Source organism: Secundilactobacillus mixtipabuli, from assembly GCF_002217925.1.
GTDB lineage: Bacteria > Bacillota > Bacilli > Lactobacillales > Lactobacillaceae > Secundilactobacillus > Secundilactobacillus mixtipabuli.
Map to the genome: position 1 here is coordinate 116,995 of NZ_BCMF01000003.1, position 18,691 is coordinate 135,685.

The following is an 18,691-nucleotide window of genomic DNA, read 5'->3' on the forward strand; positions in this document are numbered from 1 at the left end:
ATTTAGAGCAGAACAATATTAACAGAAGTTGCCTATATCACTCAAACACAGTCAAATCATACTTTTAAAGCGGAATTCAAATAAACTGAATATTTTTCACAAGACGTGACACTTTCAAGCCAAATGTAACTAAATCTAGCACGGAAAGCGGTTACAATATAATTGTTAAATCAAATACATCTTGATGGAGGTATCATTATGATTTTAGTAACTTCTGCATGTGGTCATTCTGGTTCAGCAATGGTGAAAGGGTTAGTAGACGCTGGTTATGATGTGATTGCATCAGATATCAACCCTAAAGTTAAGGACTTGCCTGGAATCAAAAAAGCAATGGTTGGTGATCTGACCAACGTTGATTTCCAAAAGGAACTGATTGATAGCTGTGATCAGATTGTTTACGTGCCACCGCTGTTCAACGCTCAAGAAGAATATATTGGTAAAGCAATGATTGATTTGGCCGTCAAAGCACATTTGAAGCAGTTCGTCTTTGTTTCAGTTATTCACCCAATCTTGACGACGTTGTTACAACACGTGGACAAGCGAAACATTGAGGAACACCTGTTATACACTGCGATGAATGAAGACCTGCCATACACCATTTTGCAACCAACTCACTACATGCATAACTTTACACCAAAAGAAATCATGAAGAACGGTGAATATAAGATGTTCTTTGATTTGGATAAGAAGAGCGTAGCGTGGGTTGATGAAGCGGATGTTGCTGAAGTTTGTGCCAAAGTAGTTGGCGATCCTCAAAAGTATAACAAGGCTGACTTAGAGTTGGTAGGGACTGAACGGCTGACACTTAACGAATGCATGGATATCTTTAACGAAGTTACGGGTAAGGATTACAAAGCGATTTACCAACCAATCGATGAATGGCTCGATGATCTTGGTGCCAAAGATCTATACTTCCGTGAAGGGTTCAGACACTTAGCTAACACCTATAACAACTGGGGATTAGACGGGAATACCAGCGTGCTTGAATGGCAATTGGGTCGCAAACCAACGACGATGCATGAGTATATCAAACGCGAATTGAATCTATAATCATTAAAAACGTAAAAAACCTCTGATTTTTAAAGTCAGAGGTTTTTTAGCGCCAAGCTTAAATTGGGTGAATTTTGAAGCAACCATATTCTGGTTGAAATCCTTTGTGACAGGCTTAATTAGAGCGTAAAATAATACACGTAAGAAATGCGATAGAGAGAAGCCAGTTAGATGACCGTTCAGTTAAAATCGGCAAGACCGTCAAAACAGATGTATCAAAATAACGAAGTATATGCATCGACACACTATAAATACATGAGTGGCGCGACTACTAAAGTTAAGCACCCACTAGTTGAACCTCAGGAGAAAGCCAGTGTAGAGACACGTACTGTCAAGAAGAAAAAAAGCTCTTGGTGGGTTACTATAGGGACAGGCTATCTATTCTTAAAACTTGGTATTTGGGTGTGGCCGTACATAGAGTCCTGGGTGATAGCTCTGGGAATGCTATTCTTCATGTTATTGGGGTTGTTCTTACTGTACCTATTCTGTGTATGGCTCGACAACAAAACAGGTGGTGGCGGTGGCTACTCGGGTGATCCGTACGATGATAGTTACGATGCCGGCTGGTTTGATTCGTGGGCATTTCATAATGATGATCATAATGATAATTTGTATTAGAGCGTGTGAAATAAGTCAAAATCAGTGAGCAAAATAGACTAACTTAAAATTAATACTTCATAAATAATAAAATGGCTCTATCCATAATAAATACCGGGATAGAGCCATTTTGTTCATAATAGTTAGACAGAAATCTAACTTGCTTGCTGCACCTCACAATGGTGTTGTACTTAAAGAAAGCTACTTAGTTAAAAAATCGGGCGCCATAAATTCAGGATTCGGCCAGTGATAAAAGCCTTCACCAGTAGTTGGTCCCAATTTGTTTGCATCAATCCGTTCCTTCATCTTCTTAGCAACTAACCGTAAATCATCGTTATCAGTGGCTTCAGCTTCGGACACAACAATGTTGTAATGCGTCTTCATACCGATAGCATCCAAGACAGCAAATGGTCCCACTTGAACGCCTAAATCAATCATCCACGTTTTATCAATCGTGGTTGGCTCTGCGACACCTTTAGCCCACAGAACTAAAGCTGAATTTAGCCACGGAATCAGCATCGAGTTTAGCACATATCTTGGCTGTTCCTTTTTCAGTGGGATTGGAACCATGCCAATGGTTTTGGCAAAATCAACGACTTGATCAAACACATCTTTTGAAGTTTCAGGCGAGCCCATAACTTCAGCAGTATTGCGACTCCAAATCTGGTTTGCAAAATGAATGTGTAAGTAAAGTTCTGGTCGACCAGTAAAATCTTTTAACTGACTAGGTAATAGGGTTGATGAATTGCTGGCAAAAATTGTTTTTGCTGGGGCAACTTTAGCTAATGATTCATAAAACGTTTTCTTGATGTCTAATTTTTCTGGAATGGCTTCAATGACTAAGTCTGCATTCTTAGCAGCGGTAGCCAAATCAGTTGTATAACTCAGCTGTTGGAGTCCTTTTTCAAAATCTTTATCGGTAATCTTCAAATCGCGCTGATAAGCTGTTCTTAACTGTTCAATATGTTTCTTTGCAGTTTTCATCGCATCATCATTAATATCGTAAAGGACCACTTTTAGGCCTTTAAAGGCAGTTTGATAAGCAATTTGGCTACCAAGAACTCCGCCGCCAATTACAGTAACATTCTTAATTGTCATAATTAATCCCTCCAGATTTTATAGGTTATCTAAAGGGTATAAAATTTCTGCTTGTGCGTAAATACACAATAATCCTTTTCTTGAATTCTTGTGATAAAATCATCTTTGGTATCTGGTATGACCAGTACAAGGAGGCAAAATAATGAAATTCAAACCGATTGAAGCACCTAGCGCTACAGAATTATTAGTCACACAAATCAAGAATGCTATTATCACAGGACAATTAAAGCCAGGTGACAAGCTGCCTCATGAACGTGAATTGGCACGGCAAATGAATGTCAGCCGATCCGTCATTAATAGTGGTTTAAACCGATTACAGCAGCTTCACTTCATCCATATTCGTCCGCGCCAAGGTGCTTTTGTTGCTGACTATCACAGTGAAGGTAACCTAGAAACACTCAATCAGGTGGTTGATTTTGATGGGGGTTATTATCAGACCTCATTGCTTCAATCGATTTACGAATTTCGTCTTGTTACTGAGGAAAACATCGTGACCTTGGCAGCACAAAGGCAAGATAAGCCCAGTTTGAAATTAGCACAGCAAGCCCTGAATCAATTTAAACAAGCAGTCAACGTTCAAGAATGGTCTACTACAACTTTCAACTTTTTTCATGCCCTCGCGTTAGCTTCCCAAAATCAAGTTTATCCGCTGATTATTAATAGCTTCCGGCCAATGTACCTAAAATTGGCGGAATGGAATAGTAAGGATGGCGGCAATTCTGAGATTATTCAGCGTAATCAAGATTTGCTAGAGGCTATCAGTCATGGCAACGTTAAACTGGCCGTTGACCTTGATCACGCTTTGATTGAATGGAGCTTTCGAGATCTCATGCGGGCTTAATTCCATAGGCTAGTTTACTTAATAGAACATAAAAAAGTGTGGTTCATGTGTACCAGATTTGTTAAGTAAATAGCTAAAGTACTACAACTTCTTTAATTTTCAAATAATGTAACAAATGGCATCGAGGCAGAACTGCCACTCAGATAAGTACCATTTCAAAATGGGTTTTTGGAACCACTAATTGAATAAACCACTGGCGAGCTACTTTAAATGAGTAGCTCGTTTTTTTGGTCTTCTTTATTTGTCAGCAAGCGTTCGCCAGTCCACATAAGCGGAAGCCTCGTCGCTAAGCAAATCAGCGATGGACAATCGGCTCAAGGTTTCTTTGTATTTAGCCTCAGCACGTTCAAACTGTAGACTGACCTGGTCGAATTTTTGATCAAATGCAGCCTGATCAAGCCGCAGTACTTGATCGCGCAAGTTATTCCAAGAGGCAAACGACTCATCGCCTTCAATTGCAGTAAAAATATCCAGCAGCGAAATCTCACTAGTTGGCCGTGCTAAGGTGATCCCACCGGTTTTGCTGGCATCAGTAGCAACGATGCCATGTACGGCCAGCTGATGCGTAATTTTATGCAGATAAGAATCAGATACTTGTAGGATTTGACTAAGCAATTTACTTTTTAGTGGCTGTTGATCCTTTTGACGCGCTAGAATTACTACCACGTAGATTGCTTGTTCTACTCCAATTTTAAATTTCATGTTATTCCTCCTACGGCCATTCAGCCGGTCATAATAGTCTGTAAAACAACTTTAAAACTAGTCTCGCCTAGATGCAAACAGCACCGTCAAACTCCAAAACCTTGTCTTTGGTAAGCTATTAAACTTTTTGATTATCAGTTGACTTTCTCGGAGCAAGTTGTAAAATAGCTTTAATCTTTGGATAATTATTATCTATAGATAAAAGGAGATTTTAAATATGACAGACGACTCAACCATTGTTGATAAAAAAGTATCAGAGTTAGCACGCTTAACACCGCAGCTCAGCCGAGCAATCACTAACACTGGTAAAGAACTGAACGATAACGCAATCATCGGCGACCGCCAGTGGGCAATGAATACCTTGGCAATGCTGATTGGCATGGGCGATATGGACGGTCAGCTTCAAGTTTATACAAAGGCTGCTCAGCAAGCCGGCGCAACAGATGATGAGATTCAAGATGTGATCAATTTAGCTAGCATTTATGCCGGCAATCCCCGCGCCGTTAACGCCGCCCGGTTAATTGCGCCTTACCTGCAAAGTGAACAGCAACGCTTACGGCCAAACGTCACTGAAGAATTAGTAAACGTTGGCGATCATGAAACGATGGTTTGGGACAACCACGGTGAAGGCTTCCCTATCGTCTTGATTCACTGCTTGGCACTGGATCACCGCACTTGGCGTGAAGTTTACCCCCAACTGGCTAAAACTGGTGCGCGGGTCATCGCGTATGATATTCGTGGTCACGGTTGGGCTCGCAATGCGCCAATCACTACGAGTTTGGATCAATTAGCTGATGATTTGCACAAGTTGTTGGGTAAACTTGGTATCAAAAAAGCGGATATTTACGGTGCTTCATACGGCGGTGCGGTTGCACAGGCCTTGGCTGCCGACTATCCTGAAGACATACGCTCATTAGCTTTAATTGCCACTGGTCTTAAAGGATTCCCAGTGTTGGCTGCCCGTGCTGATGCTGCTGAAAAAGAGGGTATGGAAGCACAAGTTGCAGTATCCTTGATTCGCTGGTTCACACCTGAAACCATTGCCCGTAATCCTTGGGAAGTCCGCTATGGTCGCGAGTGCGTTCGCCATATTAGCGTGGCTAACTGGGCCGCAGCTTGGCGTGCAATGGCCGCAGGCGATGCAATGGAAACAGCACCGAACATCAAAGTGCCAGTATTGGCTTTAGGCGGTAAACAGGATGCTTCTGCGGTCCCTGCCCTCATGCAGCAAATGGCAAATGCCTATCCAAATTCTAAGCTAGTCACCTTGGACCCCGGTACCCATATGATGCCGATGGAACAACCACAGGCTGTCTCTGATGCGTTAGCCGCATTTTACCAATCAGTTGATGCCCGAACTTTTAAAAAGGATGAAAAATAGTGACCAAAAGACAATACTTTGTGGTGACTTACACCCATGATAATATCGTTGGCTGGACCAAGTACGTTCTGGCCCACGTAAAATATCTCAAAGAACAAATTAAAATCGGCAATTTAGTAGTTTCCGGCCCAAGTCAGGGTGATCACAAGCGCCAGGCAATTTTGATTTTTCATGTAGCAGACCGCGATGCTTTGATGACCATTATCAAGCAAGATCCATACTATATCCATGACTTGATAATTTCGATGACCATCACGCCATGGAAGCCACAGTTTGGCGATTTAGATGAAAGCAATTTTGAATGAATTTATCAACAACAGTTGCCAAAGAACCGTCATTTACTGGATTTGAGAAAAACATCATCAAACTAAAAAAGGGAGTGCTGAATAAATGGGTCATCGTCAAATCGTATTGGTGATGCCTTATAAGAACAGTCACATTTTGTGGCTGTTCTTTTTTCTATTTATGGATTAGTGAAATGCGGTTAAAGAAATTATTGAGATTACGGAAGCCATAACAGTTACGTTTTAACGTCTTAATCTTACGATTAATACCTTCTAAGGGACCATTTGAGTTTTTACATTGACAGGCATTCAAGATGGCCTGACGATTCTTTCTAAAAGTGTTCATGACAGTATCCATACTGGTTCGATTACGTTGATAATGGTCAATTAAGGCAGCTAATTGGGTAACATTTCGCTGTTTAATTGCAGTTAAAATCGTTTGATAAATCGCATAAACGGCAGCGAAGCGTGGAAAAGCTGATAGAATTAAGTCGATGGCGTTCTGTTGCGTCATATATTCGTTAATACCACGTAAATAGACAGATTTAACATCGTTGATGGTGTCCTGATTTTGGTGGAATAAGCGCCAATGAGATTTCAATATGCGATAGAGGCGTGAGCGGTGATCGGGAATGGTCTGAAAAGCTTGAATACGAGCTTGATCAAGTGCTCGTCCAGCCAGTTGAATAATGTGAAATCGATCGATTACGATTTCAGCATTGGGAAAGATCCGCTTAATAAAGTGACAGTATTGAGCGTTTAAATCAACTACCACACTTTGAACTCGCTGACGCTCAGTTAAAGAATACCGGTTGATGAAGTAATCCATGATTTGAGTCGTTAACCTACCTGGCAACGTCGTTACCAGGTGGTGAGCCAGTGCAGCGCAACAGATAAATGACATGTGATGATTAGCTGAACGAAATTCGTCAAAACAGAGTTGAGTTGGCAACTCTTTAAGGCGATAAGGACGCTGGGCGTGTTCATTAATGATCCGACTTACACTCGCATCAGAGATCCCCAGCAGTTTAGCTATTTCGGTGGCCGTTAATGAGTCTTTAGCCAGTTCCATCACTGCTTGGTGAACCGCCGGAGTCAATGTGTGATTAAAGAATAAATTGGATGATGTGGCACCGCAAGTGGTGCCACAAGTTTTACACAGATAACGCTGTTTATGAAGCTTTAACACGTACTTACCGCCGTTAACAGGTGTCAATCGGGCATTAACCTGATGAGTACCATTCTTAATTAAAGTTGGATACCCGCAATTAGGGCAATGACTCAAGGGATAAGTTAGTTCCGCCTCAATAACTTCAGTAATGCGAGTCAGTTGTTTAACCACCGACCTTTCTTCATAAATCTGGGTAATCTGGATATTAGGGTCTGTTATTTTGAAGAGCTTTAAGATAGAATCATTACTTAGGGACACGCTGTTTTCCTCACTTTCGGTTATCTTTGGCGATTTAATCGTAACATGTGAGGACCTCGTGTCCTTTTATAATTTCCTAAAACCAATCAAAAAAAATGGCATTGGTTATTCACCAATACCAGAAATTGTAGACCCGGTAAAATCAAAATAAAGCATATAAAACGCTTGATAAACTGTAGCCAATAACAGCCTATCAAGCGTTTTATTTTGAATTATTTATGTAACAACTTTAATAAGAGAGTAAAATTAGAAAAGCAGAGAATAAATCGGAAAGAAGCAGGCCAGATGACCGTTCAGTTAAAATCGGCAAAACCGTCACAGCAGACGTACAAAAAATTAGCTTCGCCCGCACCAATTCATTATAAATACGTGATTGGTGCCACAACTAAAGTGAAGCACCCGCTGGTTGAACCGCAGGCACAGCAAGAAGCGAAGCGCCCAACTAAGAAAAAACGGTCATGGATCGCCACGATTGGTACGTGGCTACTCATTATTAAGGTTGTGAAGTGGGTCTGGCCGTATGTGGAATGGCCAATCATAGATATTCTTATGATAGTCGGTATGCTATTGGCACCATTTCTGATGATTGCATTCTTTACCTGGCTTGATAACAAATTAGGTGGTGGCGGCTACTCAGGTGATTCATATGATGATAGCTACGATGCCGGCTGGTTTGATTCTTGGGCGTATCATAATAATGACCATAATGATAATTTGTATTGAACTATGCAAGGAGAGTACAGGATTTGAACCTGCAGTCGTTAACCACAGTATGACGGTGCTTTAACATGGGAAATGCTAGTTGTACACCATTTGTGCACTATGTAAAAATAGGTGTGTTTGCATATTTTCCAGCTATTGTGTGTAGTATTTAAACATCTTTCCTTTAATTTCATCCCTTGAGACTTCGTTATTTGCATGCTAATGATTTCATCTACTTGTTCATGAGCCAGTATTCCAAAACGGGTTAATCGGAATATACTATAATTTTGCCTTTCCCCTTCAAAGCAGTCTACATACACGCTATTAATTGGGGGAAATTCATAAAACGATGGGCAATAGTGACAGTATAGCTATCAGAAACATCGACTGTAAAACCGCTTATCTCTTGTTTGTGGTGCCTCATCAGGGACATCATCAATAATTCTTACTGTTTCAGCAGTTTTAACTCTGTCAGTAATTTTAGCCGGCACTTCAACAATCATTCCTGATGGCGTTACTATTTTTTTAATTTCGCCCCGGCGAACTGATGATAAAAGCTCAATAATAATATCTTAATGTGAATCGACCTTTACAGATTGCAGCTCTTGAGTTCTTCTTTCAAGAGCTTTCATAATATCAGGTTTTATAAAACTTTTCATTTCCAGTTTGTGCAGCTGCCTTCTTAGAATAGCCTGCTTCAATGGCTGCCTGTGTAGCATTACCACTGACAATATATGATTCAATGAATTTTCGTTGTTTGATTGTTAGTTTTGCCACCTCACAGGCCTTTTTTCAGTTTACAGATTAAAAAAGTTCAATAAACAAATGATAAAAAAACGTCATCTTTAACTCAAAATCGGTTCCTACAAAAAGCGATGCATTGAATGAAATATCTGAACGTAATAGCTTTTTTTATTACTACTTGGCTTTAATATCAATTCGAGCTTATATATTTTACCAGCGTACCTCATAAACGTTGCAATAACTTTTAACTTCTTTTTTGACAAGAATTTATTTACAATCCTAGTATTTTCAAAAGCCATTCTGGCTAAATTATCGATTAAATAAGCTTGTGGAAATTGTTGAATTTCTAAATTTTCGTAAGGATCTACCTTTTTTATTCTACCGTCTTTTGTACCAAACATTTCTTCAGGAGTGGTCAATAACATATTCATTAAATTATCTCTTACATTGACCATTTGAGGTTTAAAGCTTTCGATGATCCACTTCCGAGAAGGAATTAAATAGTTTAAAAAATTAATAAACAATGTTTTTATTAAACTTTCTTTCCATCGAATTCCCATAAATACAAATGCACTAGGAACCGCACTAATATTCAAAGCCGAGAAAGTCCATCCGTTTGAAACTATCGTTACACCTTCACTCTCTTTGGTAATGCTTTGTGAAACATTTATGCCTAAGTCAACTCTATTATCTTTGTTATAGTATCTAATCGTGAAAAAAATAGCCAAAATGGTGCCAATGGATCCGACCCACTCCGCCAAATCACCTATCGCTATACCTGTAATTCCGAATTGCATTTCATTCACATCCCCTAACCCTAAAAGCATAACAAAACCCCGGTATTACTGCTAGGACTTCATCCGGTTAATTTAGTAATTCAGGAAGACGAAAAAATATATTTGGAAATATCTTTAGTTCGGACATTTGAGAACTGCTTTAGGACATTATTTGGAAATATCGTTTAGCCCATCAATGCAAAAAATCATTACGCTTAGTTCATTGATAGCCTTACGTTCGTCACGGCGAATAGTCTTCTCATCGTAGTTGAACCGTTTAGTTAATTTTAACCGAGTTATTGATTGTAGTTGAATGTAGAATCTTTTTTTCAAGTTTATGAAATGTGATTATTTGCTCAAACTTTTTTATGGAGACTAATTTATCGGTATTCTTAGTTGCTAAAATGAAATAATTTTTTGGCTTTTTAAAGATATACTAATAGGTGTCAAAGGGGAAAATCCTTAAAGACGGCACGTTAACGTGATTTTAGCTTAATCCAATTGTATTCAGTAAATGTTTTAAAAAACAGTTTATTTTTAAAATTACATGCTCATTATTGAGCGAACAAAGTGACGATTAATCAGATTATGGAAATTAAAATACACGATAGGAGACGATCTTATGACTAAGACTAGTGAAAAATTTAAAATTCCAGAAACGATGAAAGCAGCAGTTTTGTTTGGCCCTGGAGATATGCGGGTCGTTGATAAACCAGTTCCAACTCCGGCTTCAGATCAAGTATTAGTTAAAGTGGCCGAATGTGGTATGTGCGGTACGGATTTGAAAATCTATGATGGACATTTTCCTCTAACCCCTCCATTTGGGAAATTCACACCTGGACATGAATGGACTGGAACAATCGTTGGCTTAGGAGACTCAGTTGATGAGTTTGAGATTGGAGATCGTGTTTGTATCGAGGCTCATCATGGCTGTGGGAGATGCGAAAACTGTTTAGCTGGTAAATATACAATGTGTCTGAATTATGGTAATCCAGAAAAGGGCCAATGGGCTTCAGGTATGACTGCCGATGGGGGCTTTGCAGAGTATGTAGTTCACTCAGTTTCTTCTGTATACAAAATGAATGACAGTTTAACCTTCGATGATGCAGTGGTTTTAACTACTGCTGGTACTGGCTTGTTTGGAATTGATACAATTGGCGGTTATCTACTCGGAGAGGATGTTTTGATTTTCGGTGGCGGTCCTGTGGGCCTGATGACTGTACAACTTGCTAAGCAGTTAGGTGCTAAAAAGGTTATTTTAGCTGATTTAATTCAGAGTCGTCTGGATTTAGGCAAAAAGTTAGGTGCCGATTACGTGATTAATTCTGGAGAAGTGAAAGACGTTCCGAAAAAAGTCAAAGAATTAACTGGTGGCGAAGGTGTGCATGTAGCAATTGATGCTGCCGGAGCAACAATGATTCCACAACAACTTATTGAAGCCACACGTCGGGGCGGGCAAATTTTGTTAATAGCATTTTATGGCAAGCCTGTAACCTTAGATTTAGCTTCTGCTATTCGTCAGGGTATTCAGATTCATACGAGTAGAGGAGAAGGCGGAGGTAATGTTGCACGGGCAGTCTCCCTTGCTGAAATGGGTCGTTTGACCTGTGGTGAATTAGTAACCAACCGATTCCCGCTAGAAAAGATAAACGAGGCTTTAGGCATCGTTCGCTCACATGAAGGTGATCCAATTAAAGTAGTTATTCAATTTTAATAATTTACTTTCACTTTTGAGTAAGCGTGATTAAGCTTCACGAGGAGATGGTTATTTTGGATGAGAATGATAAAGTAAGCCAAGATCCAATTATCAGCTGGATAGCAACCTTTAAACATAATCCAAAGTTATGGGTAAAGTGGTTAGTACCCATTATAGTTGGATTGATTATTTGGTTTATTCCTGCACCAGCTGGAATTAAAATTCAAGCTTGGCACCTATTAGCGATCTTTATTGGAACTGTTGTTGGCATCATTACAGGGCCCTTACCAATGGGTGCCGTTTCAATGCTTGGTTTAGTACTGGTATTAGTGACCGGAACATTGACAACAGATGTTGCATTCACAGGTTTCTCGCAAAGTACAGTGTGGATGATTGTAGCGGCATTCTTTATTGCCCGAAGCATAATTAAGTCGGGGCTGGGTTCACGGATAGCTCTCTTTCTGGTATCCAAACTTGGTTCGCGCGTGCTAGGTGCATCATATGCACTAGCACTTACTGATTTAATTCTTGCACCAGCTACGCCAGCGGCAGTTGCCCGTGGTGGTGGTGTAATCATGCCTATTCTTCGATCAGTGTCGGGTGTTTATGGCAGTGAGCCAAACTCACCGTCATCAAAGAAAGCAGGGGAGTTCTTAACAATCACGGCCTTTCAGGTAAACGTCATTACTCCAGCGATGTTTTTAACGGCGTTATCGGCGAATCCTTTAGCTGCTCAATTGGCTGGGCAGCAGGGAGTGGTGATTACCTGGGGAAAATGGGCACTAGCAGCATGTGTACCCGGAATTGTATCGCTACTGGTTATTCCATTTCTTTTATATAAATTATATCCACCGACTGTAAGCAAATCTCCTGAAATTGCTGCTCATGCAAAAGATGAATTGCATAAAATGGGAAAAATTACACCTTCTGAATGGGTAACAATCGCTACAGTTGTGATTGTCTTAGGGCTATGGATGATTGGTGATCCACTATTTGGACTTGATTCAACTACGGTTGGCTTTATTGGAATGGCGGTCTTAATTCTCAGTGGTGCCTTAACTTGGAACGATGTTAAGTCTGAAAAGCAAGCTTGGGACACATTCTTTTGGATGGGTAGTCTGGTTATGATGGCTACTGAATTAAGTAAACTTGGCCTGATTCCTTGGATTAGCAAACACATTGTTGGGCTAATCGGCGGTATGGGCTGGATCCCAGCGTTCTTAATTCTTTGCGGTGTTTATTTCTTCAGTCATTATTTAATTGCATCAAACGTTGCTCAAGTTTCAGCAATGTATGCAGCTTTCTTAGCGGCAGCAATTGCAGTAGGAGTACCGCCTCTATTTGCTGCTTTAATTTTAGGCTTTATTTCATCGCTTGATAGTGGGATTACACATTATTCAAATGCTACTGCACCATTAATGTTTGGTATGGGATATGTTTCAGTTGCAAAATGGTGGGTTGCAGGTTTGATTTGTGCTATTGTAAATATTGTTATTTGGATGAGTGTTGGGAGCCTATGGATGCATGTGATTGGTCTTTGGTAGATAGCCAAAGGAAGATGCTTTAATAACAAAAAAACGGTAAGCCGACGAGCTTACCGTTTTTTGTTAGAATTGGCGTTCTTCGAATTCTTTTTTATCAATTTTAATACGAAATTGTTGTGGCGATACACCTGTAAATAATTTAAAGTTGCGTTGAAAATAGTTGGGGTTGTTGATACCAACATGCATTGCTACCTGCGTGATTGACCAATCAGGATTTTCCAACAATAAACGTTGTGCCTCGCCCATACGTCTAGACATTAGATATTTAATTGGAGTAGTCCCTATATTTTCTCTAAATTTTTTATCTAAGTACGTATGACTAACTGATAGATTTTTACAGATATCTTGAACGTTGATAGATTTTTCAAAGTTCTGATTGATAAATGATTCGGCACGACTAACGATGGCTGGTGTTGTTTTTTTAATATGTTCATGAGCAGATACCTTTTCATTTATGAAGGGCATCAGACTAGCTATAATCAGATTGTTAGCCAGTTCATGTGAGTCAATATCCTCACGTTTCATTAATTCAAAGGCGGTTTTAGTAATTCTTTCCATGATTGAAAATACTTTTGAATCGAAATGGAAAACGGGGATGGTTGCGGGATCAATTAGAGAGGGTATATGAATGCCTATAATTAGCGATGGTAAAATATCACCTAAAGAGTGCAGTTTCTGAGCATTTATTACAACAAGGTCATGTGCATGAACCTCATAAAAATTATCATCGATGTAATATTTGCTGGATCCAGACCGAATTAAAGACACTTCAGTAACTTTTTCATGTTCATGAAGACCACGTCGGTATACTTCATCAATAGTTCGAAAATTTTCAATGTAATCTAGGGATATAGTTGTTGAGTCATGTGGTTTCCATTCGCATGTAATTTTTCGCATTTATATCCTCCCCTAAAAATGAACTGAATGATTGCGTTGATAATTTAATTATACTGTATTTTTTTATTTGTACCTATGATATAAGGAGAAGCTTTCTTAAAGAGTTGAGTTCTTAGAATAGACGAAAGAGCGCCGATTAATTCGATCAGCGCTCTTTTACGTACAATGGATTAAACAGTTTCCGTATGCTTGCCGATTGACTTATCATCCTTATCAACCGGTGCATCCTTCTCCTCGTCGCTCCACATTTCTTTAATGTCTCTTTCGATTTTATCCTGAATATCTTGGTGTTGTTCCAGATATTCAATTACTTTCGGCTGGCCTTGGCCAAGCCGTTCGTCTTTGTAGGAATACCATGAACCGGATTTTTGCACTATATCATTGTCCACAGCAATGGTCAGCAAATCACCCGCATGAGAGAGTCCCTTACCAAAGAAGTTTTGAACTTCGACTTGTTTGAATGGTGGGGCAACCTTGTTCTTAGTAACCTTGATCTTAACGTTGGTTCCAATGATATCCTGACCCTCTTTGATGTTATCGCGGCGACGAATCTCTAGTCGAATGGTCGAATAGAATTTCAAGGCACGGCCACCAGGAGTGACTTCCGGACTACCAAACATCACACCAACTTTTTCACGAATTTGGTTGATGAATAATAGGGTGGTTTGCGTTTGGTTGGCCAAACTCGTCAAACCACGCAGTGATTGTGACATTAAACGTGCCTGCAACCCCACATGGTTGTCACCAATTTCACCATCAATTTCAGCCTTTGGCAGCATCGCAGCAACGGAATCGAAGACAATCATATCCACCGCGCCACTTTGAATCAGTTCGTGAGCGATGTTGAAGCCATCTTCGGCAGTTCCTGGCTGTGACAGTAACAGTGAATCCAAGTCAACACCGAGATTTTTGGCATAGGTTGGATCCAGTGCATTTTCAAAATCGATGTAGGCCACAATGCCATTTTCCTTTTGAAGTGCAGCAACGGCGGTTAACGCCAACGTTGTTTTCCCAGAAGATTCGGGCCCATAGAGCTCCATGATTCGGCCGTACGGATAACCGCCACCGATGGCGTGATCCAGTGATAATAAACCGGATGAAAAACGTTTAAGGTCAAGGTTGGGCTTGTCACCCATGCGCATTAAGGCACCTTTACCAAATTTTTTATCAATCTTTTTTAATGTTTCGTCTAACGCCTGTTTGCGTTCCTTGGAATCATTCCGCTGTGACGGATGACCGGGTTCGAATAATTGTAAGGCCATACGGCAATCCCCCTTATTTCGAACGTACGTTCCTAAACTACATTATCATTGTAGTCTTCTTTGCCGGATAAACAAAGCGAAAGGGCAGAATTACTGTCGATTGTTCCATGTGAAACAATTAGTTCGTTCACAATTAAAATTAAAAACGCTCTCACAGCAATTAAATACTGTGAGGACGTTTCCGTTCGAATGTCACAAACTAATCAAAATATAGCCACAAACCACGCCTAGCGCGATGACCATGTTGAGCTTGTCTAATTGATGCCCACGGTCATAGTAGCTCTTACATTTATCGTACAGAGGTTGATCTGCTTGCGATAGCTGCTTGTTGTCTTTAGCCATGAATAGTTTAAATTGTGCCAATGCTCTGTTTTGCCGATTAACTTTGCCAAACATTAAGATGATGGTGATTCCAATAACGGTAAGCACCGCATAAAACAGCCAGTTCGAGGCTTGCACTGATAATAAGTCTTTGCCGCCAATCAGGCCGTTGACCACCGTACCGCCCAATGCTAATACGAAGATAACGGTGTTAAAGATTTCTGATCGCCAGTACGAACGCAGATAGCGATGATAATAGTTTAATTCTTTTTCCATAGTCGTTAAGTCCTTTTTAAAATTCAAGGTTACTCTGACATTATAGTCGATTATCTGATTAATGGAAAAGTAATTAAAATGAGTGCTGATTGGATTTACAGATTAGTTTCTTCTGCTTCTTGGCGCAATGTCGCTGCATTATCAGTTGCAGCCTGCATTTTACCCAGAATAAATCTGGCAATGGGACCCACAATCAGGAGTTGAAGTGGTAATGCCACGATGATGTTGAACAGCCAAGCGTGACCATACGCGCCCCAGCTGACGCTACCGGCCATGAAGATGCCGAAAAGCGACATGCAAGTGACCATACCAATTACCATCAAAACTGAGATGGTGAGGCCAATCAGCAAGACATTTTTCTTCATATAATCAGTGATGATGTATTTGAACGCAACACTTTTAGCGATGTTGCCCACAACCAAGAGGTCAAGGATGACGGCGACAGCTAGGCCACCAGGATACTCAGTGAGGGTGTGCAGCAGAAAGTTATTAGTGAAGCCTTCAGCTAAAACAACGTTGTAGCCAACCATAACGAGGACCATTAAACCCGCCATGATGGCGGTAAAAACAATTTCTTCTTTAAAATTACGAGGCATTTTGGATCTCCTTTTCTATTCACAATGTTGGTTAGCATAGCAAATAAGAAGGGTGCTTCGTAAGTTACGTTTTGGTTACGAAATTGGAAGCGGTTGAATGGTTTATGTCTGAGAACAGACTGTCCATTTATTATTCAATTGTTTCTAACTGTTTACGCAATTTATTTTCAAGTATAATAGTCCTATCAAGCAATCGAGGGGGCACATCGAAATGCCGAAACGAATCACAAGAGAATCAGTTCTTGATAAAGCGACTATAGATATAGACAATTTTATCAAAACCAAGTCTTTTCTCAATTACCACGTTCATAATCAGGATAGCAAGCGACTTGCACCAGAATACTTGCAGACGTTTTGTACCCAAATGTATGATATTTGGGGCCAACATCCCCGTAAATGGACGCAGAAATCAATCAGCACTACTTTGCTTATTTCAAATCCATATTGGCCGTTAGTAACAGCCAAACTGCAGTCAACCGAATGGTTTAACATTCTTACTAAATATGTCTCATATCTCATTGCTAATGGGGAAATCACGACTAATCCTAATCTTGCTAAAAACATAGAACATTATCTTGGTGTTCGCTTAAATCTTGGGGAACCTTTTTCAAGCAGATACTGGTTAGCCAAACTTCGTGAGCTACAAAAAGCACCTGATATCACCTCAAGTGAGCAATTTGAAGACTACGAAATGCAACACGTTAGCGACGTATTACTATTGGCGAATAATACCTCTTTTGCAGAACTTTTCAAACTGTATCGGGAATTGACGGTTTTCCAATTTGATCTTAGTAATGTTGCTGATTATCTGCTTGAGGGTCTTATGAGTATTTATCCCAAAAATAAGACGATCAGAACGTCAACTTTTGAAGATGATTTAGTAGCCCTCTTTGATGGGACCCAAAATCATATCGCTAGTTTACTGGATCGAATCATTATTGTTGCTGATCGAGATAATGTGAACTTACGGCAAAGCGCTTCTAGAAAAGCGTTTTTCAAAAGATACCAAGCAATTCTTGCCTCAATAGCTTCTATTGACCAAATCCAGTCTGAACTCCAAGAAATCCTTAACGGGAAACCAGTTCATGTTATGTCTTTACTCACCCAAAAGACTCCCGTTACTACTACGGCCATGGGTGGCTATAACAGTGGCGACTTTCGCTATCATTTTATAGATGCCAAAAGCGGTAAGCCTAGCTACCTAGCTCCCAATACTATGGAAACCATCACGCACTTGTTTACGGCAAACGAGAAACCTGCTAAAGTTCTTGAAACAACCAAGCAAGTCTTACAGGCCCACTCAAACATCAAATATGCAACTGATTACGCATTGCAAGAAGATATTTTAGTGCCATTTTTATCAAACGAACAGTTTATTATCGAAGTTTTCTTAACCGATTTTCGAAAACATTTTCCTAGCAAGTTGTCTGGCTTCAAAATGGAAATGGACGAAGTTGCCGCCACAATTTACCGTTTCTATAACGATTTATTCATGGAGACGGGGCGTTTACGACGCAAATGGACGGGCAGATCAGTTGCACAAATACTAAACGATCCGAAACTAAAATGGATCAACATGACGCCTCAGCAAGCAAGTGACAGTTACGAAGTTCTAGCACCCTATATTGATTTTCTGATGGAAAACTCGTATTTAACGCCAAGTGAAGCTATCCAGAATGTCCTTTCCGATTACGTCGAGAAGTTAAGCCCGCTACTGGATGATGATAACGACGAGCCCACAGATCAGGATAAACTATTGCGGTTAATGCTCAAGATGACAGCTATCTTTGACGCCTCCGGTCTCACTAATGAGACTGACTTAACTGAATTTTTTGCTACCCATGAAATTGAAGCCACCTTGCTCGCGGAGAATTTCCGTTTGAATGAAATTATCAACTTCAAAGCAAACGCAATCGAGTTCTATTCTCAAGAAGCTTATGATAATTTTTGCTTCAACTGGTTTACATCCTTTGTAAAGCCAACCTACACAAAACCTGTCGCCGCAAAATTAACCGGTATTCCTAGTGTATTGCAGGACGATATTTTCTGGCCACAGGTATTCGAAAAATTAATCACGGCTGAAGACCCATTTCCACGTCAAAAACGGCTTCAGGTTGCACTCCAAATCTACTTAGGACAGTCTGAATCACCCAATAATAAACAGATTCAAGCTTTTGCCACAGAGTTTGATAACTGCCGAAAAATATTGGAAATATCCAAAACAGAGTTTAGAAACCTTTTGGCACCTGATCCGCAATTAGCACAGAAATCAATGCTTACTAATAACATTATTTCTTTAGATGAGGCTCGTAAATTAGCCAAAAAGCGTCATAAAAAACATTAACCATCAAAAATCAGGTACCTAACGTTGAAACTATCATTGCTTTGTTTACGAAAGCCTAGATATTAGCGCGGAAAATTAACCAGTAAATACAAAAACCGTATCTAAACTAGTTTGTTAAAAATTAGCTTAGATACGGTTTTTGAAATCTATG

At 40.0% G+C, this 18,691-nt stretch carries 18 protein-coding genes; 9 read left to right on the top strand and 9 right to left on the bottom strand.

Annotated elements, in window-relative coordinates; translation table 11 throughout:
• The first annotated feature begins 198 nt into the window (after positions 1-198).
• Together IWT5_RS03280 and IWT5_RS12180 are read left to right on the top strand one after the other, a co-directional pair.
• Positions 199-1,050, top strand: coding sequence for an NmrA family NAD(P)-binding protein (locus IWT5_RS03280; protein WP_089108519.1), 852 nt, complete (start codon positions 199-201; stop codon positions 1,048-1,050).
• A 453-nt stretch (positions 1,051-1,503) separates the two neighbouring features.
• Positions 1,504-1,668 (top strand): hypothetical protein, encoded by a 165-nt coding sequence (locus IWT5_RS12180; protein ID WP_159459274.1) that lies wholly within the window; start codon positions 1,504-1,506, stop codon positions 1,666-1,668.
• 180 nt (positions 1,669-1,848) lie between these two features.
• Here the strand turns inward: IWT5_RS12180 and IWT5_RS03290 are convergent, their stop codons facing one another.
• The gene (locus tag IWT5_RS03290) at positions 1,849-2,745 is read right to left on the bottom strand and encodes a 3-hydroxyacyl-CoA dehydrogenase (RefSeq protein ID WP_089108521.1); all 897 of its coding nucleotides are present in this window, start codon (positions 2,743-2,745) and stop codon (positions 1,849-1,851) included.
• A 142-nt stretch (positions 2,746-2,887) separates the two neighbouring features.
• Between IWT5_RS03290 and IWT5_RS03295 the strand changes: the two genes are divergently transcribed.
• Complete coding sequence (locus IWT5_RS03295) at positions 2,888-3,586, top strand: FadR/GntR family transcriptional regulator (protein ID WP_089108522.1); 699 nt, start codon at positions 2,888-2,890, stop codon at positions 3,584-3,586.
• 237 nt (positions 3,587-3,823) lie between these two features.
• On the opposite strand, the gene IWT5_RS03300 is transcribed toward IWT5_RS03295, so the two are convergent.
• Positions 3,824-4,288, bottom strand: coding sequence for an RrF2 family transcriptional regulator (locus IWT5_RS03300; RefSeq protein ID WP_089108523.1), 465 nt, complete (start codon positions 4,286-4,288; stop codon positions 3,824-3,826).
• 217 nt (positions 4,289-4,505) lie between these two features.
• Between IWT5_RS03300 and IWT5_RS03305 the strand changes: the two genes are divergently transcribed.
• Positions 4,506-5,669: an alpha/beta hydrolase gene (locus tag IWT5_RS03305; RefSeq protein ID WP_089108524.1), complete on the top strand. Its 1,164-nt coding sequence runs from the start codon at positions 4,506-4,508 to the stop codon at positions 5,667-5,669.
• Positions 5,669-5,974 (top strand): YciI family protein, encoded by a 306-nt coding sequence (locus tag IWT5_RS03310; protein WP_159459275.1) that lies wholly within the window; start codon positions 5,669-5,671, stop codon positions 5,972-5,974. Before IWT5_RS03305 ends, IWT5_RS03310 begins: the two co-directional genes overlap by 1 nt.
• A gap of 154 nt (positions 5,975-6,128) precedes the next feature.
• On the opposite strand, the gene IWT5_RS03315 is transcribed toward IWT5_RS03310, so the two are convergent.
• Positions 6,129-7,295 carry an ISL3 family transposase gene (locus IWT5_RS03315; RefSeq protein ID WP_225360200.1) on the bottom strand — a complete coding sequence of 389 codons (1,167 nt, stop codon included), beginning with the start codon at positions 7,293-7,295 and terminating at the stop codon, positions 6,129-6,131.
• Positions 7,296-7,667: 372 nt separating this feature from the next.
• On the opposite strand from IWT5_RS03315, the gene IWT5_RS03320 reads away from it, so the two are divergent.
• A complete protein-coding gene (locus IWT5_RS03320) occupies positions 7,668-8,105 on the top strand; it encodes a hypothetical protein (protein ID WP_089108527.1) in 438 nt (145 codons plus the stop codon).
• 615 nt (positions 8,106-8,720) lie between these two features.
• Here the strand turns inward: IWT5_RS03320 and IWT5_RS03325 are convergent.
• Positions 8,721-8,861, bottom strand: coding sequence for a terminase small subunit (locus IWT5_RS03325; protein ID WP_089108528.1), 141 nt, complete (start codon positions 8,859-8,861; stop codon positions 8,721-8,723).
• Between the two features lie 86 nt (positions 8,862-8,947).
• Positions 8,948-9,655 (bottom strand): hypothetical protein, encoded by a 708-nt coding sequence (locus IWT5_RS03330; RefSeq protein WP_089108529.1) that lies wholly within the window; start codon positions 9,653-9,655, stop codon positions 8,948-8,950.
• 571 nt (positions 9,656-10,226) lie between these two features.
• On the opposite strand from IWT5_RS03330, the gene IWT5_RS03335 reads away from it, so the two are divergent.
• Entirely contained in the window at positions 10,227-11,318 is a 1,092-nt protein-coding gene (locus IWT5_RS03335) for a zinc-dependent alcohol dehydrogenase (RefSeq protein ID WP_089108530.1), read from the top strand.
• A gap of 56 nt (positions 11,319-11,374) precedes the next feature.
• Entirely contained in the window at positions 11,375-12,844 is a 1,470-nt protein-coding gene (locus tag IWT5_RS03340) for a DASS family sodium-coupled anion symporter (protein WP_225360201.1), read from the top strand.
• Positions 12,845-12,907: 63 nt separating this feature from the next.
• On the opposite strand, the gene IWT5_RS03345 is transcribed toward IWT5_RS03340, so the two are convergent.
• The 4 genes from IWT5_RS03345 to IWT5_RS03360 all read right to left on the bottom strand — a co-directional run bounded on the left by IWT5_RS03345 (position 12,908) and on the right by IWT5_RS03360 (position 16,196).
• Positions 12,908-13,741, bottom strand: coding sequence for a helix-turn-helix transcriptional regulator (locus IWT5_RS03345; RefSeq protein WP_089108532.1), 834 nt, complete (start codon positions 13,739-13,741; stop codon positions 12,908-12,910).
• A gap of 170 nt (positions 13,742-13,911) precedes the next feature.
• Entirely contained in the window at positions 13,912-15,003 is a 1,092-nt protein-coding gene (gene recA, locus IWT5_RS03350; protein WP_089108533.1) for a recombinase RecA, read from the bottom strand.
• A 192-nt stretch (positions 15,004-15,195) separates the two neighbouring features.
• Positions 15,196-15,627, bottom strand: a complete 432-nt coding sequence (locus IWT5_RS03355; RefSeq protein WP_159459276.1) for a hypothetical protein — start codon at positions 15,625-15,627, stop codon at positions 15,196-15,198.
• 68 nt (positions 15,628-15,695) lie between these two features.
• The gene (locus tag IWT5_RS03360) at positions 15,696-16,196 is read right to left on the bottom strand and encodes a DUF2798 domain-containing protein (protein ID WP_089108535.1); all 501 of its coding nucleotides are present in this window, start codon (positions 16,194-16,196) and stop codon (positions 15,696-15,698) included.
• A 211-nt stretch (positions 16,197-16,407) separates the two neighbouring features.
• On the opposite strand from IWT5_RS03360, the gene IWT5_RS03365 reads away from it, so the two are divergent.
• Entirely contained in the window at positions 16,408-18,540 is a 2,133-nt protein-coding gene (locus IWT5_RS03365; protein WP_089108536.1) for a hypothetical protein, read from the top strand.
• Positions 18,541-18,691: the final 151 nt, after the last annotated feature.

Excerpts from the sequence above, each read along its gene's own strand:
- IWT5_RS03300 (WP_089108523.1), bottom strand. The coding sequence starts at position 4,288 with ATGAAATTTAAAATTGGAGTAGAACAAGCAATCTACGTGGTAGTAATT.
- IWT5_RS03345 (WP_089108532.1), bottom strand. The coding sequence starts at position 13,741 with ATGCGAAAAATTACATGCGAATGGAAACCACATGACTCAACAACTATA.
- IWT5_RS03290 (WP_089108521.1), bottom strand. The coding sequence starts at position 2,745 with ATGACAATTAAGAATGTTACTGTAATTGGCGGCGGAGTTCTTGGTAGC.
- IWT5_RS03365 (WP_089108536.1), top strand. The coding sequence starts at position 16,408 with ATGCCGAAACGAATCACAAGAGAATCAGTTCTTGATAAAGCGACTATA.
- IWT5_RS03335 (WP_089108530.1), top strand. The coding sequence starts at position 10,227 with ATGACTAAGACTAGTGAAAAATTTAAAATTCCAGAAACGATGAAAGCA.
- recA (WP_089108533.1), bottom strand. The coding sequence starts at position 15,003 with ATGGCCTTACAATTATTCGAACCCGGTCATCCGTCACAGCGGAATGAT.
- IWT5_RS03320 (WP_089108527.1), top strand. The coding sequence starts at position 7,668 with ATGACCGTTCAGTTAAAATCGGCAAAACCGTCACAGCAGACGTACAAA.
- IWT5_RS03295 (WP_089108522.1), top strand. The coding sequence starts at position 2,888 with ATGAAATTCAAACCGATTGAAGCACCTAGCGCTACAGAATTATTAGTC.
- IWT5_RS03360 (WP_089108535.1), bottom strand. The coding sequence starts at position 16,196 with ATGCCTCGTAATTTTAAAGAAGAAATTGTTTTTACCGCCATCATGGCG.
- IWT5_RS03280 (WP_089108519.1), top strand. The coding sequence starts at position 199 with ATGATTTTAGTAACTTCTGCATGTGGTCATTCTGGTTCAGCAATGGTG.
- IWT5_RS12180 (WP_159459274.1), top strand. The coding sequence starts at position 1,504 with ATGTTATTGGGGTTGTTCTTACTGTACCTATTCTGTGTATGGCTCGAC.
- IWT5_RS03305 (WP_089108524.1), top strand. The coding sequence starts at position 4,506 with ATGACAGACGACTCAACCATTGTTGATAAAAAAGTATCAGAGTTAGCA.
- IWT5_RS03330 (WP_089108529.1), bottom strand. The coding sequence starts at position 9,655 with ATGCTTTTAGGGTTAGGGGATGTGAATGAAATGCAATTCGGAATTACA.